The following is a 25,640-nucleotide window of genomic DNA, read 5'->3' as shown; positions in this document are numbered from 1 at the left end:
ATGCTGCGCTGGCATCTACATCCCTATGCGCCTACAATTCCCACCTTTGGTTTTGCTGCTGCCGTTAACGCTATGAGCTCATCCCTGATTCCTGAACGCCCACTGCTGGTTTCCCCGTCCCTTGCAGCCACTATCGGGCTGGAAGAGGCGTGTATGCTGTCGATTTTGGGAGACATGGCGGCGTTTTTGCCGCTCTCGCAAGCCAATGGGCGGCAGTGGCTAGATGTGGATGCAAACTGGGCAAGCCGGATGATGCCGTTTTGGACGGATCACGACATTCAGCGCATTAGCCGCAACCTGAAAGACAAGGGCATTATCCTGCTGGCTTCAGCGCCTTACACCGAGAGCCAACGGCTGGTGATCTCGCTGGAGACGGAGCCTCAAGCCGCCAATCCACCTTCAGCTCCCGCATTTGCGCCGACTCATACGGGATCGCACAGCGCGAATTTGATTCCCCACAACTGGCAACCCGACCGCGACCTGCTCGCGCAGTTATTGCAACTGGGTGTACCCGGTGAGTTTGCCTGGCAACAAGTGCCGGAATTTATTGTCTACTGGCGCGACCGTGGCGATACCAAGCATTCCTGGGGTTCGGCCTTTGTTAAGCACACCAAAAAGCTGTGGGAGCAAAAGCAATCTGACGATGCCCGCCGCCTGCGTGAAGAGCAGGAGCGCCGCACGCGCGACCGCGATACCGAATTCCTGCAGCGCGATCAGGAAATTGCCATGCACAGCCAATGGCGTCCAAGCCGCGAAGCGCTTGAAGTGCTGGTCAAACACGCCAATATCAGTCTCGCATTTGTAGAGGATTCGATTCCCGAATTTGTGGTGTACTGGCAAGAGCGCGGTGAAGTCGGCCGGACTTGGAACAGTAAATTTATCCAGCACGTTAAACGCCAATGGCTGCGCTACCATTCGGCGCTGGAGCACGATACCGAACCCAAGCGTATTCCCGAAAACTGGCAGCCAAGCCAGGATGTATTTGATGTGCTCAAATTGGCAAATATCGATTTGCAATTTGCCCGGCAACAGGTTGCGGAGTTTGTTCTTTTCTGGCGCGACAGCAATCAGGTATACCCCAGCTGGAATACCAAATTTTTGCAGCACGTGAAATATCACTGGGCAAAACAACACGCATTAACCACCGTCAACTCGCAGCAGGTTAACCATGCAGGACAGCCAATCCCTCATCAATCAGGTCGCACAAGAGATAGCAGCCTCGCAGAACAACTCAACGACCGCAGCTGGGCAAGCTGATTCTGCGCGCGCGCAACGCGAGCATTACAGCGCGCCCACTGATGCGCATGTCGATGCAATCAATCAAGTGTTTGCATTGTTCCGTATTAATTATCACAACCAATATTACAGCGCGTTCAAAGACAATGAATTGCTCAATCAAGCGCGTCGCCTGTGGTTGAATTCACTCGCGCAATTCGCGCCGGAAACTATTTTGCGCGGCGCGCGTAAAGTGATTGAAGAGTCGGAATATTTACCCACGCTCAACCGCATGATCCGCGCTTGCCAGGGCAATCCGGAAGCCTTTGGTTTGGTTGATGCCCACCAAGCCTATGTAGAAGCCTGCCGTGCGCCCAGCCCCAAAGCGGCTCACCAGTGGAGCCATCCGGCGGTGTATCACGCCGGTTGTGCGAGCGACTGGTATTTTCTGGCAAGTAACAGTGAAAAAGTGGCCTTTCCTATTTTCGAGCGACACTACCTGAAACTATGCGAGCGCGTCATGAATGGTACCGAACTACCCGCGCCTAATGTGCCTGCACTACCGGAAACCATAGAGACACCGCTCAGCAAAGAAGAAAATGCCAAACGTATGGAAGCACTGCGCAAACAACTTGATTTGTAACTTCCAATTACTCTTTTTATTTTTTATTTTTTATTTTTTATTTTTTATTTTTTATTTTTTATTTAGGTATAGCAATTCATGAACAAAAACCTTTCGCAATGGTTGATGGGATTTTTACTGATCGCATTTCCACTGGCCACCTTGGTGCTGGTTGTCATCCTGATGTCCACTCCACTTCAACAGGTGTTTATGGATGAGGATGAACTCACCAGCAGCACACTGCTGCCCGATTTTGCCGCCATCGACCAAACACCAGAACGTAAAGAGCAGTTCTTGAATATGCTGCGCCCACTGGTCGATGAAAAAAATGCAAAATTATTAAAATCCCGTGAACGTTTATTAAAAATAAAAGCCGAATGGGATACATCGCAAAGCATTACCGGAGTGAATAAACGCAATCTTGAAAAACTACGTGAAAAATTCCACGTCACTTACGAAACCTACCCGGAAGATGCCAAAGCAATCGACATCTTATTGTTGCGTGTTGATGCCATACCGCCAGCGATGGTATTGGCACAAGCGGCTGTTGAATCCGGCTGGGGCACATCGCGTTTTGCAGAAGAAGCACATAACCTGTTCGGCCATTGGTGTTACAAGGAAGGCTGCGGCATAGTTCCCAGCAAACGCCCTAAAGGCGCGAAACATGAAGTTAAGAAATTTAACAATGTAGAAGAGTCCCTTACGGCATACTTCAACAACATTAACACCCACAATGCGTATCGCCCTTGGCGGCAACTGCGCGCAACACTGCGTGATACACCCGAGCAATTTACCGGCCACGCCCTGGTTGCAGAGCTGGGTAAGTATTCTGGTCGCGGCAGCGCTTATATTCACGAACTGCGCACTGTAATCAACGGCAATAATCTGGAATAACTGTTAACAATCACATCTATCACACAGCAAGGAAAACTTATGTGTAAACGATTGCTACTCATCAACGGCCTGCTAGGCGCTCTGGCTTGTAGCCACGCCATGGCAGAACAAGACCTAATTGCCTTCAGCGCATCGGCGCAGGCGGTTTACACCAAAATCAAAGCTTCGGGTGAAAGTTTTTCGCCATCGCTCTTGCAACTCAAAGGCGAAGCTGCCTTTACCGATGGATTAATGGATGGCATCGGTCTGCAAGCATTGATTGCCGCCCCGATGAGCGATGCAAAAGAAAACAACCTGACGATGGATGTTAAGCAACAGAGCGGTATTTACATCACGCTCACCAACCCAGATACACAACCGGAAGACCTGAAAGTCAGTGTGCTTTTGGGTTATGCATCGACCGAGCTGGAAACCAACCTGCCAATACTTGGCAATCTCGCCAATAACAAAGACACCTTTTCTGATTTTAGTTACGGCGTATCGCTGCAAGACCGCATTATGCGCAACAAAAATTTTTATTGGACGTTGGATTATCTGCGCTACTACAAAGATGATCACCTGACGATTGACGGCTTCGGCCTGGGAGTAACTTATGCGTTCTAAGGGAATACGTTTTTTATCGACACTCGCACTCAGCGCCAGTGCATTTACCCTGATCAGTTGTGGTGGTGGCGATGGTGACAGCGCGCGGGTTGAGCAAACCGTTGATGCAAGCAAAAATGGCGTTATCTCGATTGCCATCGCAAACAACGACGGCATTGTGCACATCAAAGGTGATTATCAATTTAATGCAATTGGTAAAAATGCTGAAGGTAAAGACTTCAATCTCAATAGCAAAGCCACTTGGAAACTGAGCGATTCAAGCTTTGGTTCAATCAAAAATGGTTTATTTAAAGCGTCAGGCAAAATAGGTCAGGTATCACTTACCGTCAGCTATGCAGGCATGATTACCGAACAAAATATTTCGTTAACGGATGCCAATCTGAAAAAAGTCACTGTCAAACATTCATCCGGCGCAACCTCTGTAGATGAATGCCAAAATACAACATTCACCGCTGAAGCTGAATTTGAAGGCGGCATTACACTGCCTTATCCGCTGACATGGGCAGTCACTGAAGGCAGCACAATTGCAAGCTTTAAGGATAAAAACGCAGAGGCGCTCAGCACCACCAACAGCGGCACCATTAAAATCGTCGCAAGCGGAACAAATAACGACAATGAAATAATTTCATCTGATGCGCTTGGCTTTACCGTGAATGACGCGCTGACCGCAATTACGGTCACAAACAGTAAAACAACCGAATGGCGCGATGGCGATACTGCAACGGTTACCATCAACGGTACTTATACCACCGGCTCCACTCCTATTGATATTACCGCCAATTCAACTCTTTCAGCAGCTCCAGCGAGTTTGTTAAAAATTGAAGGCACCAAAATTACCGCGCAAAACGGTACAGCCAATGGATCAACAGTCACCTTAAAAGGTACCTGTGGCGATATAGAAGGCACTCAAAAGTTAGTCATTAAAGAGCGTCAACTTCGGTCAATTGAAATCAAAAACAACAATGGTGGAGCAACTTCAAACCTGAGCGTTTCAGAAGACAGCAACCTGAATCTGGATGTCACCGCAACTTATGCCGACGGATCAACCAAAGACGACTACACCAGCAATGTATTTTGGGATATTGATGATCGCAACAACACCATTCCAGATGACCGTGAGAATAGAATTACCATCACATCAACGGGTGAGTTACGTGTGAATAGCGATCTGGATCTCGTCTCAAGCGCTACGATTTATGTTGTCGCTGAAGTGCGTGACAGTGAAGGCAATGTGATCGAAAACTCAAGCGGCGTTGAAGTAACTGACGACATCAATATCACTATCAATCCTAATTAACGCCAGACTCACATAATAAAAATAGCGCTCCTGTTGTTAACAACAAATTCATATCTGGTTAACAACAGCGAGTGCGATTAACAAGGAATCCGCAATGCCTGATATTTTTATTATTAACGCCAAAGGCGGCTGCGGAAAAACCACTATTGCGACCAACCTCGCCTGCCACTTTGCCAACCAACACGTTCCTACCGTATTGGTTGACCGCGATCCGCAAAAATCAGCCGCTGATTGGTTTGCATCCCGCCCTAAAAACTGCACTGTATTTGACCTGATTACGCGCCAAGTTGATGAGCCTTTTCAAGCGAATATTGATGGCGCGGTTGTCATTCACGATCTGCCTGCCGGTTGGATTCCAGAAACGCAATCACCTGTGCTTGCGCCCGGCTGCCAACTGATTATTCCGCTATTGCCATCGCCGGTGGATATCAAAGCCAGCTTGCGTTTTTTAATGCAGATCTATCGCTCTGGTATTTTGGAACAGAATCTGCGCGCAGGCATGCTGGCCAATCGCACTCGACCACATGTGCGTTTTCATCAGGAATTAATGACATTTTTGCAGCGTGTACAAATTCCGCTTATCGGCACACTGCGCGATTCACAAAACTATATTCGTGCAATGGAGAATGGCATTTCTATTTTTGATTTACCCGTGCGCAGCGTACAAAAAGATTTACAACAATGGCAGGATATTACTGCATGGCTCTCGGCGGGCAATTCTGCTAACAAAGAGCCATCCAAACGCTAAAAATAGCATTCGCTTTTAATTAATCCTTATAGGTCCAAGCGCCTTTTTTATCTGTCACCAACCACTGTTGTGTGTACCAATAAAAACGCCCTTTCTCACCCGTATAAGCCGTACAGTTGTAACGTGTTCGCCCTGGCACTAATGCTGTTTTTGCCTGCGCCCACAAAGCATTGCCAATCACTTCAACTGGAATGGCCCCTTGGCCTGTCGCAAAGCAATTTATTTTTTTCAACAGTGCAGTATCATCCAGTGTTAACACCAACCAGGGTTTATCGCCTTCACGCGCAATCAGGTTATCCATGCGTTTATTTTTATCTGCATAAAACTCCACGCGCTTTACCGGCATAGGCTTGGTGTTAACCTTCATAATAAAATCATCCAGCTCGGCAAAGCTACCGCCAAACGGGAAGCGCGGCACCGCTTGTAAATCGCCCTCACTATAGAGCACACCCGATTGCTGGCCGAAGGCGATATATCCCAGTTTTTGGGCAATACGTTGCACTTCTATATCGTATTCACCAAAAGGGTAAGCAAGAATCATCGGTGCTTTGCCAATTTCTTTTTTAATCGTCTGCTGCGCGTTATTAATGTCAGCGGTAATGCGTGCGCGCCACTGTTTTTCAGTTTCATTTTGCTCGCGACGCGGAAGGTGATGATGCGCACTGGAATGATTGGCGACAGTCACACCATTCCTGGACATTTCACGCAACTGATCCCAGCTCACAAATATTTTTCCCGAGCTGACAACCTCGGTATTCACAAAAAAAGTGAATGGCCAGCCACGTTTTTTTAAGCGTGGATAAGCAGATTCATACACAGATGCGTAAGAATCATCAAAGGTGATGGCAATAGTTTTATCGGGCAGAGGCTCACCCTTGCGTAACTTTTCAGTCAACTCCAGCAAAGGCACAACAGTGAAATTATTGTTTTCCAGATAATCCATCTGCGCTTCAAAGGCTTCTGGACTGATACTGGTAGATTTAGGCGTGGAGTTACTAACATGATGGTAAAGCAGGACAACCGCAGACTGGGCATTGAGTGCGCCCGTCAACATGATCAACAATAACAACAGGCGCACACTGGATTTCATAAAGTGTTAATCCTCTGCTTCAGCAACAGTATCCATCAGGTTGGCAATCACATCGGGAACAAAGGGACGGCCGCGCTCGTTGAGCGATGTCCCGGTAATTTTGGCAGCGAGCATTAATTTATTATCGCGCTTGCGATAAATATGCTGCACAAAATCAAAGCGCACACGCGATGATTGCTCAACACGCACATCCACAAAAAACTCATCGCCGCTCACCAGCGGCAACTTGTAATCCAATTCGGCGCGCAACACGACCAAATTAATTTTTTGCCGCGTCAGCTCCGCAAAATCAATGCCTTTCGCCAGCAAATACTCATGGCGCGCATGCTCCAGATAATTCTGGTAGACACTGTTATTCACAATGCCTTGCATGTCGCACTCGTAGTCGCGCACTTTGAAATCGAGCGTAAATATTTCCTTATCCATTTTTTATCTGCCTTATTTCGCTATGTTTATTTAACAACCGATGCAAACACATCAAAGTAAGTCGGAAAGGTTTTGGCAGTGCATTTCGGGTCATTAATTCGCACCGGCACACCACCGAAAGTAGCGAGTGAGAAACACATCGCCATACGGTGATCGTCGTAGGTATCAATCGCCGCATTGGGAATTAATTTTTCCACCGGCGTAATACGCAGCCAGTCTTCACCCTCTTCCACAATCGCGCCAAGCTTGCGCAGCTCAGTCGCCATCGCAGCAATACGGTCCGTTTCTTTCACGCGCCAACTGGCGATATTGGTCAAGCGCGAAGGACCATCGCAAAAGAGCGCAACCACAGCGAGCGTCATAGCAGCATCGGGGATATGGTTGAAATCGCGATCAAACGCTTTGAGTGGTAACGAAGGCGCAGAGGCTTCAATCCAGTTTTCACCCTTGGTGATGGTTACACCAATCGCTTCCAGCGCATCGGCAAACGCCACGTCACCCTGGATACTGTTTGCGCCAACACCCTGTACGCGCAACGGGCCACCGCCTAATGCACCCGCCGCAAGGAAGTAAGACGCCGAGGACGCATCGCCCTCCACAAAAACAGTCGCCGGGCTGGTGTAGCCAGTTGCCGCAGGAACAGTAAAACGCTCCCAGCCATCGCGCTGCACATTGACGCCGAATTGCGCCATCAACTTGAGCGTGATTTCAATATAAGGCTTGGAGATAAGCTCACTCACCAGCTCGATTTGTGTTTCTTTGCCGGTCATTGGCAGCGCCATCAGCAACGCCGTGAGGAATTGGCTGGAGACATCACCACGAATTTTAATGCTGCCATTTGCAGCGATCTTCGCAGGCTTGATCAGCAGCGGTGGAAAGCCCTCTTGCCCGAGATAAGTAATATCCGCGCTGATCTGGCGCAGCGCATCCACTAAATCGCCAATGGGGCGCTCATGCATACGCGCCACACCATGCAGCTTGTAAGTGCCGCCACTCAGCGCAAGCGCCGCGGTCAATGGGCGAAATGCCGTACCCGCGTTACCCAGGAACAGATCTGCCTCTTTATTAGGGAAGCTGCCACCAGTGCCAACTACGCGGTAATCGTTCTCGCCGGTCTTGGTCACGCTCACACCCAGAGCCGCCAAGGCTTCCAACATGCGATCGGTATCGTCAGACTTCAGCAAATCGCGGATATGCGTCTCGCCTTGCGCCAACGCCGCCAACAACAAGGTGCGGTTGGAGATGCTTTTGGAGCCGGGCAAATGCACAGTGCCCTGGGCACGGGTAACGGGAGCGAGATCAAGAAATTCCATCGTGAACCTGTCTGACAAGAGGGTGAACGCCGGATAATGGCGCAAAAAAGAAAGTGCGCATCATACCCGCATCAGCTTCTCCCCGCATCTCTCCTAACACCCAGCCAGCTGCTGACCCAAACCCCGACAAACGCCCCTAAAACACCCGCAAGTTACGATTTTGGGGTTGACAGCCAGCCCCTCTATCGCCAAAATGCGCGCCTCTCAATTATGGCTAGATAGCTCAGCTGGTTAGAGCACAGCACTCATAATGCTGGGGTCGGCGGTTCAAGTCCGCCTCTAGCTACCATATTTGAAAAGGGTTTGTAGGTTAGTTCCTGCAAACCTTTTTTATTTCTACATCCATAAAAAATCCATTTTGCCTCCAGAACAATCCAAAGAAGCTGGATAACTGCCATTCCATCCGTGTGGACAAAAGGCGATAGATCACCTTAACCGGAAACACCGCATTGCCTTGTTGCCCACACTACCCGCGCTCACGCGCCCTTACGTCCTATCCGGACGCCAACATCGATTAATCTGGTTTAAATGGGAGAGAGATCACGAACTCTTGCCATGTAATCAGGGGCGAGGTGTGCGTACCGCATAGTGACCTTTAAGTCGGAGTGACCAAGGATTCTTTGTAGTGCGAGAATATCGCCACCATTCATCAGGAAATGGCTTGCGAAGGTATGCCGGAGAACATGCGTTAACTGCCCATCGGGTAATTCGATACCGGAACGCTCAACAGCCTTACGGAAAGCCCCCTTACAGCTCGAAAACAACCTAACCCCTACAGGATAGGCCACCGCAGACAAAGCCGCTGATAACTCAGATTTAATCGGAACGACACGGACACGACCATTTTTCGTATCCGAGAAGACCACCCTGTCAGCCAAGAGATTATGGCGAGGTAAATTATTGGCCTCACTCCAACGGGCACCAGTAGCAAGACACAAACGCGCAACCAAACCGCAGTGATTGTTGGTTGATTTATCGCACTCAGCCAAGAGCACCGGAATTTGCTCAGCCGTCAGGAAAGAAAGCTCTCGTTCACGCTCTGCAAAAGTGCGGATAGTGGCGAGCGGATTTTTGCCGTTAAATTGATCCAGCCTGATTAATTCTGCAAAGACCGCACGAAGATAACGTGTCTCATGATTTACCGTAGAGACCGAAACATCCTGCAATCGCTTTTCACGATACCGCGAGAAGTCAGCCGCTGAAAATTTATCAACCGAAGGATCACCCAACGCATCACAGACAGCAAGGGTACGTGACAATCGATACCTGGCATCACGCAATGTAGAACCGTGTAACTTGTACCAGAGATTTACCAAGTCAGAGAGCTTGCGACGATCAACAGTGAATCGATCCGGTGCAGCCTGATAATCCAATTCATATTGAGCCTGCAGCGCTTTCAGTTCTTTTTTAGACCCGATACGTTGAACGCGAATACCTTTGGCACCAGCAGGGTAAAAGTCCAGTTTGTAACGACCATCCGGCAACTTCTTAATCACGCAGCAACACCATTCAAAATCAGCATACGCATTTTTTCAGACACAAAGTCATAGAGCACTTCAGGCAATAGATCAGACTCGCCAAATAATCGCACACTGAAATAATCAGACAGCTCAGCCTCAAGACCACAGGACATTAATTTGGCAACAACAAAATGCGGATCGTAACGCTTACGAGCATAGAGACGAATTTGATTACCAAGCCAGAAAGCGACGTTACGACGAGTATTTTGTGAAGGAGGCTTAGGCTCGCGACGATAATTTAAATCAGGGGACGGGCAAAAAAATTCAATATCTTCGATGAGAAATTGCCAAACAGGATCGATGTAAGACGTGGAATGCTGCAAGCGAAAATTATTTAACGAATACTTCCAGAGTGCAGTTAAGTGCGGAGCCAATTCAGCGTAAGTTTTGATAGAAATATTTTTACCATCAGCACCTTTGGTTCCCCAGCAAAACTGATTAATAACCGAGTGATGAAAACGAGCCTCTATGCGATGAACAGTATCAACTGGCTGATACTCGGACATTGAATCAAGATTGCTAAAATCCCCGTCAAAATCAGCTGCAGGCACCTTAGACCAAACACCCTGCCAGAAGTCGAGCTTATCGCTTTTAATCGCCTCAGCGGTTTTATCGTAAATACAAAACTGCAACGCACCAGCAGAACCAAATGTGTAGGACTGCCCTGCACCGTAAATAACCGCTGTTTCATTCAAATCCAACTGTGCATTGGAAATGCAATTGAACTTGTACTGACGCTTGGCTTTAGCAACGAGACGAGCTTCCAGATCATCAGGCACTTGAAAACCTTTAACGTCAACAGCGATATGACATGAGACACCAGCAGGAACGAGCTGATAACCAAAATGCGAAGCGATAGCGTTAATCTCATCAGTGAGGGACTGGGGAGAATGCTGGGAAATTAATTGCGGCGTACATTCAATTTTAATATGAGAACCAGAAAGATCATGCTCAGCGTAAAACGACTTAAGCAATACAACAAAACCTAAATCCAAGTTTTTGAGAATGTACTGATAACCAGATGCCTTACTGGAACGAGTCAGCGCCCAATCAATACCGTTCAACGTCAGATACTGATCCGATGACTCATAAGCGCTCTGCACAAGTTTGAGCACATCCTGATTAAGTAAGCAGTTGTAAAGCTGCTTAATCGTATCAACACCACAGTGCAGATATTTTAGCGAGGAAAGATCAAACGATTTTGACTCGTTAAAAAAGCGATTACCAATACGGTGCCAAAATTTATTCTCGTAACGCATGCGGAACTCCTTAAAGAGCGGTAAGGATTTTTTAAAAACTAAAACAAAAAAAATAAAAAAGCAAAAAAACCTGTGAATGTGGCGCAGTGAGGTTCAGTGAGGGAGATCACCCCCCTTATTATTAACGTGTTACAGGAACGTTAGCGGTGCCCGCCAGCGCGCGGGGCAAGCCCTGATCGCGCGCAGTGGCGTAGTCACCGCCTTGAGAATCAGAAAAATTATCGGGTTTAGTGTGATTGAAATAGCCATTATCAACATAACGGTTGCAAGCTTTTTCTGATATTTCCAACGGTGTAGCTTGTTGTGTGTAACATTTGCAAAGTGGAGGATTGTCATACCCTCTATTAAAACGAATACACTGAGGCCGTGGGAACGTTTTGGGGACAGTCAATGCATCATAGACAGGGGCAGACCAAGGGACATCCGGCAATCGCGGTGTGTGGGCTTTAATGTAGTCATCCGTAGATAGATAAGTCGCAGAACTGCTGGGAGAATCAGAACGAATAACGCCGGCTAATTTTTCAACAGGTGCAGCAATAGAATCAGGCAATGACTCACTATCAATTCGATCACCCCATGAATTTACAAAGTGAACAACGAGACCAATTAAAACCGCGAGAGCAATAAACGGAATAAATACTTTTGCAGGCAATTTCCGCTTATGTGTATGAACCTCAGCAGATTTATAGGTGCCGTAATATTTCTTATCGAAACCAACTCGCTTAATTACTGCTTCTTTACGCTTGAAATGATCATCAACATCAGTAACGCATTTTTCCCATGTAAGCCATTTGGCAGACTCAAGACCGAATATACGCTCGATGTGCGTATGCCTTCCCACAAAGCGGCGAAAACCTGCATCCAACAAATTGGGTGATTGGGTCATAAAAATCAGATCATAGCCTTTGTGGCGATGCTCAGACATTTTTAAAATCCAATCAGGCAACGGCTTACGAGGGTCGCGCACCGGCATTAAGTATTGAGCTTCATCAACCACCAACACAGCACCTTCAGGCAATGTGTCCCACTCTTTAACTTCATTCTCATCCAGTGAAATCCAAGGCAATGAAAGCTCTTTGATTCTGTGATAGTAAATATTGCGACCTTTAAAAGTAGAGTCTTCGCAAATTGTTTTAATCACATTAAGTGTTTTAGAAGAACCTGGAGCACCGGTAAATAAATAGATCATTATCAGGCCTCCATTTTTCCTTTAAACACCATTTTGGTAGAAGACTGTGCAAGCTTGAATGCAATAGCAATACTCATAGCGGTAAATACTATTTTGAAACCTGCATCCACCTTCATGATTAGAAATATTTGCAAAAGATCATTAGGCAAACCGTTTAGTTTTGATAAAGCAAACTCAGATAAAGCATCAACGGTAAGATCAACACCCGCATAAGACACAACACCAATGCCAAGCAATTTAATTGCTTTTTCCAGAACAAGAGGAAGGGCAAATAAAATAAACGCCCACAATCTTGTCCAGATAGTAAAGAAGAAAGCGCGCAATAATGCGTAGACACCCTGAAGAACCGCGACAATTACATAAGGCATAAATCCCCCTTACCACTGCAAAGAGCGGTAAACAATCATTGCACCAATATAGGAAAAAATAAGAATGACCAAACCAGATACTTGTGCTGCAAAATCGCAAAAAAACTGATAGGAAATATCGAAGTTACCAGCGCCCAAACTAATAGCGCGATCAGCAGGACAAGAGCCACCACCACCGGAATTAGCCGCACCATCCAGACCGGACAAATCAAGCCCATTGCCACTCCCACTGCCATTACCTGAACCAGTCCCAGAACCACTACCAGAGCCGGAACCATTACCGGCACCACCGCCCGGGGTCATAACATCCAATACACCTTCTTGATTTACAGAGGGCTCAGCAGATGACATAAGCGCATCAAAATTATCGCGAATTGCTTCGTTATCATCAGACGGATTATTTAACTCGACTTCATCAAAACCAGCGCAATTGTTTATCCAGAGCTGAACAAGCATTGCGCATTGAATTGGATCACCGTCACATTCAGGTTCATTGTCATTACAGTTAGCGGCAGCAGCAGTGCCATTACCAATTCCTTCATCACCGTCACCACTACCCGTATCAGAAGGCGTAGAGGAATTGTTACCCGATCCATTACCATCCCCATCACCGGAACCATTACCGGAGCCAGAACCACCAGATGATGAATCAGAGCCACTACCGGTACTTGAGGGTGTAGACGTATTACTGCCGGATGAAGATGGCGGGGAGGAATTGCTACCAGAAGATGAAGGGGTGCTATCAGGTGTACCGCAAACTTTCCAAGAGCCCGCAGGCGTAGTCAAAATTGTTGAGCTAGTACCATCACCACAGTTTTCATCATTGGTACAAACATAACCGCTACCGGCAGCAACCGCAGTTGTATACGTACTACCGCAATCTTCTGGCTTTTCTTCAACATCGCGGCAAAGACCAGCAAAATCAACTTTAGGAGGAAGACACTCTTCAGGCTGAGCAGGCTCATCAGGAATACATTCACCCTTTTTAACACCTAGAACCTCAGTAACATTAAATTTTTGGCCAGCAGGACAAGAGCAATTAGACATTACTACACAGGCGTAATATTTGTGATTAGCAGGACAACCCATTTGACCTTTATCAAGCAAAAATTTATCAGGTGCTTGAGCTTGGCACCATGAAGTATTGGGACCTACTGTTTGAGCATCAAGACAACCGAGGTTATATGGATTTGTACAGTTAGGAACAGCTTGAGCAAAAACAAAATTACTATGCAAACTGAATACTAAAAAAAATAGTACATATAAAAAACGCATACCCCACCTCATATCCCGTCAGCCATTACATAAAGTGCAATCACATAAACGAACAAAAGAAATGCGTAGGGATCAAAAAACATTTTAATTACCTCGAAAAATTAAGAGGCCGAAAATAAAAAAGGGAGCCGAAGCCCCCTCGGGATGAACGGCTATTAACCGAAGAAAGTAGCCTTAACCCACTTGATACCAACTGCCACAACGGCCAAGCCAATCAGGGCACCACCTACAGTAGTGATGTCAGTTGAAACATCACCCATATCTGCAGAGAACGTTGATGGAAGGATTGACGCTGCATGAGCAGAGCCAGTCAAAATCAAAGCAGATGTTGCAGTTGCGATTTTTACGCCCTTGGAACGGGCAACAGTAAATACATTTTTCATGACTCATTACCTTTCGAGGAATTGAACAAAAGTTTTAACAACACACGTACACCAATTGCAGTGCACATGATTGCTGTAACGCCCGCGCCAACAATCCAAAAATCCTCTTGTGTGAGCATTGATGAACGGACGAGAGCGCCCAACAATTCATCCTCCGAAACGCTTTGCCATGCGGAGCAATGAAGTGAACCATCTACAATGGTTATTTCACTTTCGCACCGGAGATAAAACGGCATACATCACCTGTTAATTAGCAGATGAAGGTTTGTTAGCAGATGCAGCAATAGGACTGCGAGCATCAATGGCTTTAACGCCTGTACAAAACTGACCAAGACGACCTTGTGCTGCTTTTTTCAACCGATACGACAATTCAACCTGAACAGGATATTTTGCAAAACGAAGGGACTCGTACACGTCAGGATCACAAGGCATTTTCATAATCACGATGCCTTTTGCATTTTCTTCTTTTTCGTTTTCGACTTGCTGGCCAAGAAACAAAGACACGTACTTTGTTCCTTCCATATCAGCGATAGAGGCACCGTATAAATCAACAGTCATAGTTTGGTTCATGGCATTTACCTTTTGATTAAGAGAGCTGGAATTGAATTAATCCCGTGACCCAGCTTGTCATCACAGAATGTAGGAATAAAAGGGGACGCAGACCCACAGAGAATCCGCACATTCTCTTTTGCGTGGGTAGCGTCCAAGACAGAGCGACTAGGCAACTGTGTACAGGCGATGGGGTGCGTGTGGTTTAAATATTCTTTCCACCCCACCATTAAGAGCATCGCGAAAATAAAAAACATAAAAATGCGAACGATGTGTTTTTCAGTCGTGAGCATATTCACCTCGACTAAAAATCGTTTTTCCGTTTTTCAGGTCATCAACAAATGCAATGACATTGATGTAACGCTGGCGACCAATTTTTACATGCGGGAGTGTGTCATTCTCGACCCAGCCGCGGACGGTATCTGGTGTTGAACCGATGAAGGTTGCGAATTGCTCTTGAGAAACCACAGGAGCGATTACCGATAAATTCACGATGATGTTTTGATCGAACGACATTACGCAGCCGCCTTGGCAGCTTTCACTTGCTGCAAAAATGCTTTGAATTTTTTCAGTTCAGATACGGGGAAATTGATGTAGGCGTTTGCGAGGTAAACAGAAAAGATCACCTGCCCTGCTTGAATGTCATGGTTGATATGTGAGGAGCAGAGGCAAAAGGAGCCGGTTGGGATAGACGCTAGAAAAGTGCGGGTAACAGTAAAGGCAATGCGCCATTCGACTCCATCGACAGCTTTTATATGAACATCCATTACTGACATAGCCATTACCTTTATGGTTTAGTGAGTTTCAATGAGGTTCATGGCTTGGTTTTTAGACCTTCGTGAGCCAGAATGAACAACGATTAACTTCAATTAAAGGTAATAGTTACTGGTAATTATTACTAGTAATAAATACTTATGACGTCATTTGATGTAATAGACAGACTCAATCTAATAATTGAAACTGAAAGGGTTAGCCGCGATGCACTAAGCCAGAAAACCGGCATTAGCTACACTCGATGGACTAACGCTCTGCAACGCAAAGCAAAATTGCGCCATGAAGAAATTGAAGCTGTTGGAAAGGCATGGCCTGAATACAGACTCTGGCTCGCATATGGTGAAGAGTTGCCCGAGGCAGGACAGATAAGCCCAATGACGAAAAAAGCCTTGGGTGACTTAGGAACACAAGGGAGAGCCTAATTATTGCGGCTAAGGTTGCCAGTAGATGGAGGAAGGTAAGGTGAAAAAGATAATTTCACTTGTGATTGGAACACTGTTTGTAAACATCTTAATAATAAAAACTGCCAACGCAAACGAGTGCTGGCGGATAGAAAGGCAATTAAGACAAGCAGAATACAAACTTCAACAAGGCGGCGATCAAAGCTATATGAAAATGTGGCAACAAAGCCGAGATCACAACGCCAAAGAACTACCCAAATGCCTGAGAAGATTTAATGCAGGCCCACCACTAATCAGCGTAGCGACAGGAAAAAAACCAGAAAACAACAACCGCTACAACGAAGAACCCATATCAATCGATACAGACAATCCGCAACTACAGCAGGTAATAAAAACCTGCAATTATTGGATACAACAACACAATCAATATGGAAGCGAACACACCCGCAATCTTCGCAATATGGCTTGCGAGCATGTAAACAGAACTCGCAGAGAAATAGAACAAAACCAAGGAAAAGCGCAAGAAGCATTCATAGCTACACGATCACTTAAAGAATGCGTAAAACCGAATAATAAAATTGATGATGATGTGAAGCTTTGCATGCAAGGACTGAAGGAGCCGGAATGGGTTACCAAACACAGAAATTGAGCAGCAATCAAAAAACTTTATCCGCAAATGAAGCTATGAAAAATTGAATCATTTGATTTAAATATAAACCGAAAGCAACTGGCTCGAGTTGAATGTCATGGGCAGAGAAAAAATATTTATATTCCAGGGGAATTATGATTTAGCGTTTCAGGATCGATAGGAGGATTCGCCAAAAATTCTTGCGGTTCAGAGCTATCAGAAGTGAATTTACTACCCAGCTTATTCAGAGTCGACTGAACTTCGGCATTAACTTTGTCAACGGCGTCAGCGGCTTGTTGAGAAGAGTTTTTAACTATCCCACCCGAATCGTCCACAACTCCATCAGCGGCAGGTAAAGGTTTTATATTAGAGTATAAATTTAAAAGATCCGTAATTGCCTTGAGAGCTCGAGGTGACTCCAATGTACGCATATCAGCATCAAATTTTGCACCATTAGGCAACACCATACTTGTCGGATGAGCCCCCTTTAAATCATTGACCCTATGGGATTTTAGCCATAAAAGAGCCGCAACACTTATAAGTACAAAACCAGATACTAAAGGAATCCAAAAATTCTTGTCATGCCATGCAAATAGAAATGCAGTAGGAAGACAAGTACCTCCTAGGCAAACAAGAACCACGGGAAAAGCTTGATTATGTTTAGGAGGTATTGGAAGGCTAGCGGTATCAGTAACGTCCATCTTGTTATCCCTCTATCAACTACTTTTTATCGTAATAGTTCCATTAGCATTCTTTTGAGGAGTGAAGTAAGGAAATGTGCTGTACATTTCTGAGCTTCTGGAATACCAAAGCTTGATAATTTTTAATATATCAGGCGAATAAATTATTGTGGTTTTGTCATCAAGCATGCAGTCAATGAGCTCAAATTTAGTAGAGCTTACAAACAATTTGGAAGATTCGAAACGGCAATTTTTAAAACGGTAGCCATCCAAATGCACCTCCTTTTCAAAGAACCAAAGCTGATTTACATCGTAAAATGAATCATAAACCGCCAGCCCTCCCAACAACCCGCTATTACCACCCAGTCCGAATCCAAGATTAGGGCGAAACCCAAGCCCAAGCTGATTTTTTTCATCTTCCATAGAATACAACCTTCTGAATTGGCCTAAAAACCAGCAGATTAATCCAAATCTCACAAAATCACCAATTACCAATCCATAACTAGATGATTTAGTATGGTGTAACGAGGTTTAATGTGGTTTTAAGTTATTGATTTTATTGGTTTTGAGGTTCTATGAGGGTGAGTTATCAGCTCTCATAATGCTGGGGTCGGCGGTTCAAGTCCGCCTCTAGCTACCATATTTGAAAAGCCGACCTGGTTAACGCCTCGTCGGCTTTTTTATTGTCTTGAGCTTCCCTCGCCCCGATACGCCCATCCCGCTACTATCGCCTTAAGCATCTCGTAAGAATTGGTCGATATGCTTTGCTATTACGTTTATAAAATAAACTGAACTCATGCTGCCAAAGACTGCATGGGTGGCGAAATGGTGTGCGGGTCATGTTTGAGACAGCGCCTTATACGACGTTTTGTATGTTGACACTCATGATCGTGCCGATTGTATCGTTGCGGCGGCGTGTGCTGGATTATGCGGAAGCTAATTGGCCTGAGTTATTTTTGGAATTTAATTTACAGCATGAAAATACCGATTTACCTACGGAGCCATGTTTATTCAATTTTTTAAACAGCGGTGCCTATACGCGAACGCATGATCCCATTTTTATTGCGCTGTGCAGGCGATTAATTCGCTGGATTTATTTTTTTATGTTCGCCTGCGCACTTGTGTTGATTGATATAGATACTGTCGCAAAAATTCAAACCTTTTTATAACTCCTCACGTATCAACTCCTGCATGTATTCAATATATCAAGATTGCGATTGAGCACACTGGTCTCTATGTGCAATAACCCGAGTACGGTATGGAATAGGTTGTCATGGGAATAAGACTTTTGGTTCAGATTGTGTAAACAGTTTTTATTGATGTGGTTTGCACTCACATACTCATCTGACATCCACATAATTAATGGAACATGTTTTTGCGCTTTAGGTGCAATCCCGTAGGGCATACCATGAAGGTAGAGATGCTTTTCCCCCAAGGATTCCCCATGATCGGACATATAAATTAAAGCAGTGTTATATTGCGAGTTTTTCTGTTTTACCCATTCAATCGTTTTATTCAAAAAATAGTCGGTATAACGAATAGTATTATCAAACGCATTGATGACTTCCTCTCTGGTGCAATCTTGCAATTGGTTGGTTTGGCATACCGGTAAGAAAAAAGCATGGTCTTTAGGATAGCGCTTGTGGTAATCAGGCCCATGACTGCCCTTTTGGTGTAAAACCAATAATTTACTCCCTACAACAGGGAACACTTTGCTATCCAAATCGTGCAACAAAATCTCATCGTAACACTCGTCGGAATTACAGACTTCCGACACGCGCAGCCTTTGCATGTCTTCACTGGTGACACGATTACACGTACCCTTGCAACTGGAATTGTTATCGCGCCATAAAACATCGACTCCCGCGTGAGAAACAACATCCAACAATCCCTCTTGGGATTTTGCTTTTGAGTCAGAGTAGCCGCGACGACCTAAATTGGAAAACATACAAGGCACAGAAACTGCTGTCTCTGTTCCACAGGATGTCACACGGGGAAAGTTAATGATGTTCTGCTGCGCAAGTAATGGCGTTGTGTCTCGCTCATAGCCATTAATACCAAAATGATCTGCTCTTGCTGTTTCACCCACCACTAACACCAGCAATGTTGGCTTTACCTGACTCGCCCCAAAAGCGCTGATTTTTGCATCATTCTCAATGGGCTTTATTACAATGTCTTTTTCAAGAAGAGATGCAGCATAAGAACCTGTTGCATAAATAAAATTAAGCGGATTGGCTGACTGACGAATACTTTTGTGATTACGAAAAAAAGAAGCATAATCCATTGACATACTTAAAATTAAAATCACACAGACAATGAGCGAAATAGATATATATTTCAGCTTATTCCAACCTTCCACACCCACGCTGCCATACCGGACTCTTATGCGCCACAATACAATAGAAGGCAAAAGCCCCAAAGCAACAATATATAAGGCAAGCTTTATATTAAGCAGATCCTTTACTTCTGCTATATCCGTTTCCATGACATTCTGAACCATCAATTTATGAATAACCACACCATAGGTATCCATAAAATAAGCAGTACAAGACGCAGCAAAAAAAACAATGGGAAACAAGATATTAACCACATAGGGAATGGTGACGAGGTAAATAAAAATAAACGTGACCAACCACAGCAAAATACTCAGGTTAGCGATAAATAATGCACCATTAATATTAGTGATGCCGACAAGATCAATAACCGATCGAAAAAAGAAGGCATTGTAAAAGCAGACAAAAAACAAAGATAAGAGTGCGGCAACGACAACCGGACTAAATTGCTGTTCCGCGCGACCATGAGTAGGCTCAACTGCAATGCTCATCGACATGCTTATTTACCATCCATTACTTAAATCGATTTTTTGAAAAACAAAACATATGTACACAACGAAACAAACCAACACACCGCTAATGTCCAAAGATCATGCGATATAAAGTGCGCTCCACGCAACTGCTGCGCAAAGCCAAACACTGTACCAACCGCTATCGCTGAGAATAAAACCCACCAGCGCCATCGCGCCTGATAGAAAAGCCCAACAAAATAACCTGATACCCACGCGTACCCGGCACTGGCATGACCCGCGGGAAAACATCCATCTCCATTGCGCAAAAATAGTTGCTCGATGACTGACGCATAAACCAGATCACCGCCATAACGCTGAAATTCCCAAGGGCAAGAAACCGCTAGCGATGATTTCAGCAGTGACACTAAAATGCTGCCGATCGCCGTCGCGATAAAAAGAAAGATCAATGTTTTTTTAAAGGGCGACAAAACAGATACTGCGAACGATGCAAGCGCAACAACCAGCAGCAGCAACGCCATTAACAGTGACAACGCCCTCCCGCCTTTATGGATAACATTTTCAAGTAGCCACGCGCTTTTCCATGCCCAGTTATGCCCCTGTAACGAGTAAACATAATCGGCAAGGCGCATATCTATATTGCCTATCGATATCACCACCGAAAGGGAAATCAATGCCAGCAAAGGAAGCCAAAAATGTAATAGAAGGAATTTTTTAATCTTATTCACCGCAACCAATAAGAGCCGATGAAATCAGATTACGATTAAAAACTTAACGCTTTCTTAAGAAAGGAAACTTACATAGAAGCATCGCGTCTGAATGACCAACTACTTGGTTGACGACGAATTGCGGGAAATGAACAGTACAACCAAGCCGATGCTAACGAACAATACCGTCAGGGGGTGAACGCGATTGGTTTCTTGCTGCGCTACAAACAATGAGCCAACCGAGGATACGGTATGGGTATCGTCTGGCACAACCTGAGAGGGAGCAGGACTGATATTGGCGACATCCTTGTCGGAGTTTCCTCCTTGAGCCTGTGCCACATCCTTGTGCAGATCCGCGTTTTGGGTAGACACCAGGGCGGCTTGACCCACATCCATGGGGACAGCGGCAGCCGTGGTGGCTATTGAAAAAGAAAGCAGCGCGATAACGATGAGAAAGTGGTTAAACATTCGCGTAACTCCTTTTTGCACATGACAAAAACGCCGGACGCTAGTCCTTTAATACCAATGCCGCGAGTGACGCCAATCAACCCACAACGCTTGGTACATGGGGTACTTTAAAGGGTAACTGAAGGGATAGATGTACGTTATTGGGGGTTGGGAATGTGAAATATTCACGTTTTGAAGTGAGGGATGTTGTGCAGGGGACGCTGTCGCGCTGAATGAGGGGGAAAAACCAGCGGGGTTAGCCGCTGGTTTTTAGTGCTTAATCTTTTCTTTTGATAATTAACGGCGGATCAAGCTCTTTTCCATTAGCTTTAATACCGTAATCGAAAACAAGCTGCTTATTCTTCCGAAACTCTTCAGCAAATTCTTTTCTTTCCAGAATATCTTCAGGAATTTTTATTACCACAACCCCATTAACCGAAGCATTCTCCACTTTACGATTAGGTGTTTTTCTATTCTTGAAGATGATAGAAAATTCATCTGGGCCTGCATAAAGAACTTTTTGACCGGGATATGCCACTACATCTTTAAATGTTTCTTTCGGGATACCATTTTTATCAAGACCTATTCCGACCACTACTGTATTAGTACCCGGCAAAGCATACCCTGTTTCAAGTTTTTTAGGGTCACAATCGATTGATGCACAACCCACAAACGAAAACAAAACACCTACTAAGATTAACTTTATAAAATGCATTTTATCCTCCTGGTTTATATACATTTACTTCTGTTTGAGAAAAATACTACTAAATCTAGATTCCTTTAAAATTGATAAGTCGGGATCTGACAGTAGCAATTTATCCGAATATTCACCTTCGAGCAAATTTGACGCATGCTTTTTGATACTTTCATCATCCTGTAATGCAACAGCTATTCTCAAATGAGTATATGAAGCCTCTGTGCTCTCATTATCTATTTCATCTGAAATGATCATCATCTTTTTTGCTTCATCAAATCTTCCAAAATAAGCGTACGCCCTGGCAATATACTGATATGGCTTAGCAATTTTTGGATTAAGCAAAATCTCCTTATTTGCGTATTCGATTGTATTCTTAAAATATTCATCCGCTAAACTTTTATTTCCCGGCAACCATTTGTATGCATCAGCAATATATGCCATCCACTGATAACTTGCAGGCTCAAGACGTAATGCTTCCTTATACATTTCAAGAGCTTTAGCATAATCTCCCGACAGATAATACATACTCCCTGTATTAGCAAAAACAAAGGCATTTGGATCCAATTCCGCAGCCCTCTCGAAAGCCACAGCAGCGCCTTTAAAATTATTTTTATACAAATAGCCAATCGCAATATTATTAAGAGCAGTTACATTGCCTTCGGTTAGATCAAGTACTTTCAGATAAATATTGATCGCTTCATCGTAACGCCCACTACGAAGAAGCATATATCCGTATCCGTCATACGCCCTCCAATTTTTTGGAAAGCTGGATATTATCTGTTTAAAAGAATCTTCTGATTTCTTCTTTTCCCCCAATAAAAAATGTACTCCTGCTAGAGCAACCAAAACAGATACATCGTCAGGATTCGTTTTCTTGGCCTTCTCCAAATAAACAATTGCCTTTTCATATTGCCCTGTATCTCTGTAGATAGCCCCCATACTTTTGTAGGCTTTTACTGATTTTTCATCCTGTTTTAATGCATTCAAACAGTGCAATTCTGCATCTAATAACCAAGAGCCAGCTCCTGTAATTTCATATTTCTGCCAGTAAGCCTCACATATTCCAGTATTAGCCAAAGAGAATTTAGAGTCGTGCACTAATGCGGCATTAAACTTTTGAACCGCAGAATCTATATTCTCATGAGTGGTTGGTTTATTTAAAAAATTCAATCCCTGCAAATAATAATCATAAGCCGTAACATCACCCGTTAACCTCAATGGCGCTGGCCGAAAATTCTGTAAATCAAATTCATCCGCTAAATACCGTGCAATCTCACCCACTAAACGATCTTGCAGAATAAAAATATCCTGATAAGTGCCATCCAATTTTCCGCCAGCGATTTGCACGTTATCTTTGCGGCGAAATAAGCGGTAGGTAATGCGTAGGTTATCACCCAGGCGCTGTACGCTGCCTTCCAAGCGGATGGGTGCGTGTACGCCTTCTTTGGGATCAACTATGTATACATCGCGCATATCGGCTAATTGCGAGCGCACGGCGGCAGTGATACCGGCAGAGAAATAATCGGCATCGCCTTTTTCGCTCATCAGGTTTTGGAAATCGGCGATCTCTACATAATTGGCGGCATAACCTGGCACCAACCAGCGCGGAATAAAATAAAAACCGGCGGCGATAATCGCGAACACGCACACCGTTATCGGGTAGCGATAGGCAACAATCGCTTTATTCAGCGCGCGCAAAAAATAATGCAGGTGATCGCGCCAACCAATGCCTGCGGGCTTGATTAAATAGACGCGGATTTTTTGCTGGATATTTTTTAAAGTTTGTACACCCAAGCGTTTGGCGGGCGATGACAGTGTTAGGCGAATTTCATCGTATACGGTTTGCGAAATACAAATGCCATCGGCAACGGCGAGGGGTTCCAGACGCGCGGCGATGTTGACGCTATCGCCATAAACTGCACCATCGCGCAGCATTACTTCGCCTTTGTGCAGGCCGATGCGGGTTTGCAAGCGCGGGAGTTTTTTATCGCGCGCTTCATTAAACGCAAGCAAATGTTGTTGGATGGCGATGGCGGCCGCGACAGCAGCAGTGGCTGTGTTAAAGCGTGCAAAAATGGCATCGCCCACGAATTCCACCAATTGCCCGCCTTGCGCTTCAATATGCGAAAGCAAAATGCGGCGATACTCGCCCAACATCTCCACCGCCAGCAACTCATTGCGCCCCATAAGGCGCGAGTAGCCAACGATGTCGGTGAACATGAGTGTCTGTTCACAGTGATGATTGGGCTCGACGACCATGATGCAGTCGGCTCTCCATGCGATAGCGTTAAATGGGAATGAAAGATGATCCTTGCCGCAACAAATAACGGCGGAGTGAACCGATTATTGTGCGTTTTGGTGTCAATAACAACCAATCCTTTCTGCTCGCACAAGAGCGTGAGGAAATGCACAGGTTTTTGCTAACTTAAGCGCCAAAGTTAGCCGCACAGCAGATCAGGGGTTATGATGAGCGTCACGCCAATCACTCACAAGAAGCCACTGTCATGTTAGAAAACGTACGTCTTTTTGCCGATGTGCCGACCGAATATCTCCTGCAATTGGAAAAACTCAGCATTCCGCGCCGCTTTCCCAAAAACACGGTATTGGTGACCGAGGGGGATGAATCCACGCATTTGTATATTATTCGCAAAGGTACTGCGAGCGCGTTTTTAACGAATGAAGATGGCCGTCAGGTCAATTTGAATTACATGCAGGAAGGCGAATATTTTGGTGAGCTATCGCTTCTGGACGGCCAGCCGCGCTCTGCATCGGTAATGACAGTGACCGATTGCGAAATCATTTTAGTTCCTCGTACCGGCGTCATTGAGCTGCTCAGCAAGCACCCGGAATTTGCGATGGTGCTGATTACCGAATTAACACGCCGCGTGCGCGACTTGACCGACAGTGTAAAAGATATGGCGCTGCTGGATGTATATGGCCGCGTGAGTAATGCATTGGAAAAATTGAGCGACGAAAACAAACGCATCCACAACCCTAAAGTGACCCATCAGGATATTGCCAATATGGTAGGCTCATCGCGCGAGATGGTAAGCCGGATCATGAAACAATTATTGATTGGCGAATATATTGAACAATGCCCCGGCTACATTGAAATCAAAAAACAATTGCCGCGTTATTGGTAAATTTTGACTTTAAAACCTATGGATCCCCGCTGCGCGAGGATGACGACTCCCCATTTTTAACTATTATCGCATGGGAATTATTTCTGTATATTTTCTTTTAATTAAACGCGCCCACCTGCACCAACCAGGCTTTGAGTTGCGGCAATGGCATAGCGCCGGATACACGTTCTACTTCGCGCCCGCCTTTAAATAAAATCAATGTGGGAATACTGCGAATGCCCCAATCTTGCGCAACGGATGGAACAGCTTCGGTATTTAATTTTGCACAACGTAAATAGGGTTCCGATTGCGCGGCCAACTGTTCAAACACCGGCGCAAAGCTTTGGCAAGGACCACACCAGGGTGCCCAACAATCTACCAATACCGGAATATCATTTTTCTCGATGGTGCTAGCGACATTCCCCGCATTCAACTCCAGTGGTTTTCCCACAAACAGATGATTTTTGCACCGGCCGCAGGTTGGGTTATCAGCAAGGCGCTCAGAAGGTAAACGGTTAGTGGCAAAACAATGGGGGCAATTAATTTGTATGGCGCTCATGGTCGCTCCGCGTGTGGGTATAAAATGGGAGAAAATAAAATATAAACCACTATAACAAATAAAAAGACCCA

31 protein-coding genes and 1 tRNA gene are annotated in these 25,640 nt (G+C 45.2%); 12 read left to right on the top strand and 20 right to left on the bottom strand.

Annotated elements, in window-relative coordinates; genetic code table 11:
• The 6 genes from B2739_RS11530 to B2739_RS11505 all read left to right on the top strand — a co-directional run bounded on the left by B2739_RS11530 (nucleotide 1) and on the right by B2739_RS11505 (nucleotide 5,379).
• The gene (locus B2739_RS11530; RefSeq protein ID WP_331346003.1) at nucleotides 1-1,257 is read left to right on the top strand and encodes a DnaT-like ssDNA-binding domain-containing protein; all 1,257 of its coding nucleotides are present in this window, start codon (nucleotides 1-3) and stop codon (nucleotides 1,255-1,257) included.
• Nucleotides 1,169-1,858, top strand: a complete 690-nt coding sequence (locus tag B2739_RS11525; RefSeq protein ID WP_331346002.1) for a replication protein P — start codon at nucleotides 1,169-1,171, stop codon at nucleotides 1,856-1,858. The genes B2739_RS11530 and B2739_RS11525 overlap by 89 nt, the downstream gene beginning before the upstream one ends.
• A 78-nt stretch (nucleotides 1,859-1,936) precedes the next feature.
• On the top strand, nucleotides 1,937-2,731 hold the full coding sequence (locus tag B2739_RS11520) for a glucosaminidase domain-containing protein (protein WP_331346001.1): 795 nt from the start codon (nucleotides 1,937-1,939) through the stop codon (nucleotides 2,729-2,731).
• A gap of 39 nt (nucleotides 2,732-2,770) precedes the next feature.
• The gene (locus tag B2739_RS11515) at nucleotides 2,771-3,334 is read left to right on the top strand and encodes an outer membrane beta-barrel protein (RefSeq protein WP_331346000.1); all 564 of its coding nucleotides are present in this window, start codon (nucleotides 2,771-2,773) and stop codon (nucleotides 3,332-3,334) included.
• Entirely contained in the window at nucleotides 3,324-4,631 is a 1,308-nt protein-coding gene (locus B2739_RS11510) for a hypothetical protein (RefSeq protein WP_331345999.1), read from the top strand. The genes B2739_RS11515 and B2739_RS11510 overlap by 11 nt, the downstream gene beginning before the upstream one ends.
• A gap of 94 nt (nucleotides 4,632-4,725) precedes the next feature.
• Nucleotides 4,726-5,379, top strand: a complete 654-nt coding sequence (locus B2739_RS11505) for a ParA family protein (protein WP_331345998.1) — start codon at nucleotides 4,726-4,728, stop codon at nucleotides 5,377-5,379.
• 19 nt (nucleotides 5,380-5,398) lie between these two features.
• On the opposite strand, the gene B2739_RS11500 is transcribed toward B2739_RS11505, so the two are convergent.
• From B2739_RS11500 to aroA, 3 genes are read right to left on the bottom strand one after another with little or no spacing between them, the layout of a single operon-like run.
• A complete protein-coding gene (locus B2739_RS11500; protein ID WP_331345997.1) occupies nucleotides 5,399-6,469 on the bottom strand; it encodes a polysaccharide deacetylase family protein in 1,071 nt (356 codons plus the stop codon).
• Nucleotides 6,470-6,475: 6 nt separating this feature from the next.
• Entirely contained in the window at nucleotides 6,476-6,895 is a 420-nt protein-coding gene (locus B2739_RS11495; protein ID WP_331345996.1) for an acyl-CoA thioesterase, read from the bottom strand.
• Nucleotides 6,896-6,921: 26 nt separating this feature from the next.
• A complete protein-coding gene (aroA, locus tag B2739_RS11490; protein ID WP_331345995.1) occupies nucleotides 6,922-8,208 on the bottom strand; it encodes a 3-phosphoshikimate 1-carboxyvinyltransferase in 1,287 nt (428 codons plus the stop codon).
• Nucleotides 8,209-8,420: 212 nt separating this feature from the next.
• Here aroA and B2739_RS11485 point away from each other — a divergent pair.
• A tRNA-Met gene (locus B2739_RS11485) sits at nucleotides 8,421-8,497 on the top strand.
• 235 nt (nucleotides 8,498-8,732) lie between these two features.
• Here the strand turns inward: B2739_RS11485 and B2739_RS11480 are convergent.
• The 9 genes from B2739_RS11480 to B2739_RS11440 all read right to left on the bottom strand — a co-directional run bounded on the left by B2739_RS11480 (nucleotide 8,733) and on the right by B2739_RS11440 (nucleotide 15,527).
• Entirely contained in the window at nucleotides 8,733-9,704 is a 972-nt protein-coding gene (locus tag B2739_RS11480; protein ID WP_331345994.1) for a phage integrase, read from the bottom strand.
• Nucleotides 9,701-10,987 carry a hypothetical protein gene (locus tag B2739_RS11475; protein WP_331345993.1) on the bottom strand — a complete coding sequence of 429 codons (1,287 nt, stop codon included), beginning with the start codon at nucleotides 10,985-10,987 and terminating at the stop codon, nucleotides 9,701-9,703. The genes B2739_RS11480 and B2739_RS11475 overlap by 4 nt, the downstream gene beginning before the upstream one ends.
• 121 nt (nucleotides 10,988-11,108) lie before the next feature.
• On the bottom strand, nucleotides 11,109-12,176 hold the full coding sequence (locus B2739_RS11470) for a zonular occludens toxin domain-containing protein (RefSeq protein WP_331345992.1): 1,068 nt from the start codon (nucleotides 12,174-12,176) through the stop codon (nucleotides 11,109-11,111).
• A 2-nt stretch (nucleotides 12,177-12,178) separates the two neighbouring features.
• On the bottom strand, nucleotides 12,179-12,544 hold the full coding sequence (locus tag B2739_RS11465) for a DUF2523 family protein (RefSeq protein WP_331345991.1): 366 nt from the start codon (nucleotides 12,542-12,544) through the stop codon (nucleotides 12,179-12,181).
• A gap of 9 nt (nucleotides 12,545-12,553) precedes the next feature.
• Complete coding sequence (locus tag B2739_RS11460; RefSeq protein WP_331345990.1) at nucleotides 12,554-13,819, bottom strand: virulence factor TspB C-terminal domain-related protein; 1,266 nt, start codon at nucleotides 13,817-13,819, stop codon at nucleotides 12,554-12,556.
• A 155-nt stretch (nucleotides 13,820-13,974) separates the two neighbouring features.
• On the bottom strand, nucleotides 13,975-14,202 hold the full coding sequence (locus B2739_RS11455) for a major capsid protein (protein ID WP_331345989.1): 228 nt from the start codon (nucleotides 14,200-14,202) through the stop codon (nucleotides 13,975-13,977).
• A 246-nt stretch (nucleotides 14,203-14,448) separates the two neighbouring features.
• Nucleotides 14,449-14,772 carry a hypothetical protein gene (locus B2739_RS11450; protein WP_331345988.1) on the bottom strand — a complete coding sequence of 108 codons (324 nt, stop codon included), beginning with the start codon at nucleotides 14,770-14,772 and terminating at the stop codon, nucleotides 14,449-14,451.
• Nucleotides 14,773-15,030: 258 nt separating this feature from the next.
• Nucleotides 15,031-15,267, bottom strand: coding sequence for a hypothetical protein (locus tag B2739_RS11445; RefSeq protein WP_331345987.1), 237 nt, complete (start codon nucleotides 15,265-15,267; stop codon nucleotides 15,031-15,033).
• Complete coding sequence (locus tag B2739_RS11440; protein ID WP_331345986.1) at nucleotides 15,267-15,527, bottom strand: hypothetical protein; 261 nt, start codon at nucleotides 15,525-15,527, stop codon at nucleotides 15,267-15,269. Before B2739_RS11440 ends, B2739_RS11445 begins: the two co-directional genes overlap by 1 nt.
• 138 nt (nucleotides 15,528-15,665) lie before the next feature.
• Between B2739_RS11440 and B2739_RS11435 the strand changes: the two genes are divergently transcribed.
• Nucleotides 15,666-15,947, top strand: a complete 282-nt coding sequence (locus tag B2739_RS11435) for an XRE family transcriptional regulator (protein WP_331345985.1) — start codon at nucleotides 15,666-15,668, stop codon at nucleotides 15,945-15,947.
• A gap of 40 nt (nucleotides 15,948-15,987) precedes the next feature.
• Nucleotides 15,988-16,575 carry a hypothetical protein gene (locus B2739_RS11430; RefSeq protein ID WP_331345984.1) on the top strand — a complete coding sequence of 196 codons (588 nt, stop codon included), beginning with the start codon at nucleotides 15,988-15,990 and terminating at the stop codon, nucleotides 16,573-16,575.
• A 116-nt stretch (nucleotides 16,576-16,691) separates the two neighbouring features.
• Here B2739_RS11430 and B2739_RS11425 read toward each other — a convergent pair whose 3' ends face one another.
• Together B2739_RS11425 and B2739_RS11420 are read right to left on the bottom strand one after the other, a co-directional pair.
• Nucleotides 16,692-17,255, bottom strand: a complete 564-nt coding sequence (locus tag B2739_RS11425; RefSeq protein ID WP_331345983.1) for a hypothetical protein — start codon at nucleotides 17,253-17,255, stop codon at nucleotides 16,692-16,694.
• Between the two features lie 15 nt (nucleotides 17,256-17,270).
• The gene (locus tag B2739_RS11420; RefSeq protein WP_331345982.1) at nucleotides 17,271-17,657 is read right to left on the bottom strand and encodes a hypothetical protein; all 387 of its coding nucleotides are present in this window, start codon (nucleotides 17,655-17,657) and stop codon (nucleotides 17,271-17,273) included.
• 416 nt (nucleotides 17,658-18,073) lie between these two features.
• Between B2739_RS11420 and B2739_RS11415 the strand changes: the two genes are divergently transcribed.
• The gene (locus B2739_RS11415) at nucleotides 18,074-18,403 is read left to right on the top strand and encodes a hypothetical protein (RefSeq protein WP_331345981.1); all 330 of its coding nucleotides are present in this window, start codon (nucleotides 18,074-18,076) and stop codon (nucleotides 18,401-18,403) included.
• A gap of 11 nt (nucleotides 18,404-18,414) precedes the next feature.
• Here B2739_RS11415 and B2739_RS11410 read toward each other — a convergent pair whose 3' ends face one another.
• The 5 genes from B2739_RS11410 to B2739_RS11390 all read right to left on the bottom strand — a co-directional run bounded on the left by B2739_RS11410 (nucleotide 18,415) and on the right by B2739_RS11390 (nucleotide 24,075).
• Nucleotides 18,415-20,064 (bottom strand): phosphoethanolamine--lipid A transferase, encoded by a 1,650-nt coding sequence (locus B2739_RS11410; protein ID WP_331345980.1) that lies wholly within the window; start codon nucleotides 20,062-20,064, stop codon nucleotides 18,415-18,417.
• 20 nt (nucleotides 20,065-20,084) lie between these two features.
• Nucleotides 20,085-20,765, bottom strand: a complete 681-nt coding sequence (locus tag B2739_RS11405) for a phosphatase PAP2 family protein (protein ID WP_331345979.1) — start codon at nucleotides 20,763-20,765, stop codon at nucleotides 20,085-20,087.
• A gap of 99 nt (nucleotides 20,766-20,864) precedes the next feature.
• Nucleotides 20,865-21,212, bottom strand: a complete 348-nt coding sequence (locus B2739_RS11400) for a hypothetical protein (RefSeq protein WP_331345978.1) — start codon at nucleotides 21,210-21,212, stop codon at nucleotides 20,865-20,867.
• A 256-nt stretch (nucleotides 21,213-21,468) separates the two neighbouring features.
• Nucleotides 21,469-21,906, bottom strand: a complete 438-nt coding sequence (locus B2739_RS11395; protein ID WP_331345977.1) for a hypothetical protein — start codon at nucleotides 21,904-21,906, stop codon at nucleotides 21,469-21,471.
• A 24-nt stretch (nucleotides 21,907-21,930) separates the two neighbouring features.
• Nucleotides 21,931-24,075: a tetratricopeptide repeat protein gene (locus B2739_RS11390; protein ID WP_331346017.1), complete on the bottom strand. Its 2,145-nt coding sequence runs from the start codon at nucleotides 24,073-24,075 to the stop codon at nucleotides 21,931-21,933.
• On the opposite strand from B2739_RS11390, the gene B2739_RS11385 reads away from it, so the two are divergent.
• Together B2739_RS11385 and B2739_RS11380 are read left to right on the top strand one after the other, a co-directional pair.
• Nucleotides 24,010-24,189, top strand: a complete 180-nt coding sequence (locus B2739_RS11385) for a hypothetical protein (protein WP_331346018.1) — start codon at nucleotides 24,010-24,012, stop codon at nucleotides 24,187-24,189. The two genes, B2739_RS11390 and B2739_RS11385, sit on opposite strands and share 66 nt — an antisense overlap.
• 203 nt (nucleotides 24,190-24,392) lie before the next feature.
• Complete coding sequence (locus tag B2739_RS11380; RefSeq protein ID WP_331345976.1) at nucleotides 24,393-25,031, top strand: Crp/Fnr family transcriptional regulator; 639 nt, start codon at nucleotides 24,393-24,395, stop codon at nucleotides 25,029-25,031.
• A gap of 97 nt (nucleotides 25,032-25,128) precedes the next feature.
• On the opposite strand, the gene trxC is transcribed toward B2739_RS11380, so the two are convergent.
• Nucleotides 25,129-25,569, bottom strand: a complete 441-nt coding sequence (trxC, locus tag B2739_RS11375) for a thioredoxin TrxC (protein WP_331345975.1) — start codon at nucleotides 25,567-25,569, stop codon at nucleotides 25,129-25,131.
• Nucleotides 25,570-25,640: the final 71 nt, after the last annotated feature.

Source organism: Cellvibrio sp. UBA7661, assembly GCA_002483365.1.
Lineage (GTDB): Bacteria > Pseudomonadota > Gammaproteobacteria > Pseudomonadales > Cellvibrionaceae > Cellvibrio.
This window is presented reverse-complemented; position numbering and strand designations above follow the sequence as displayed.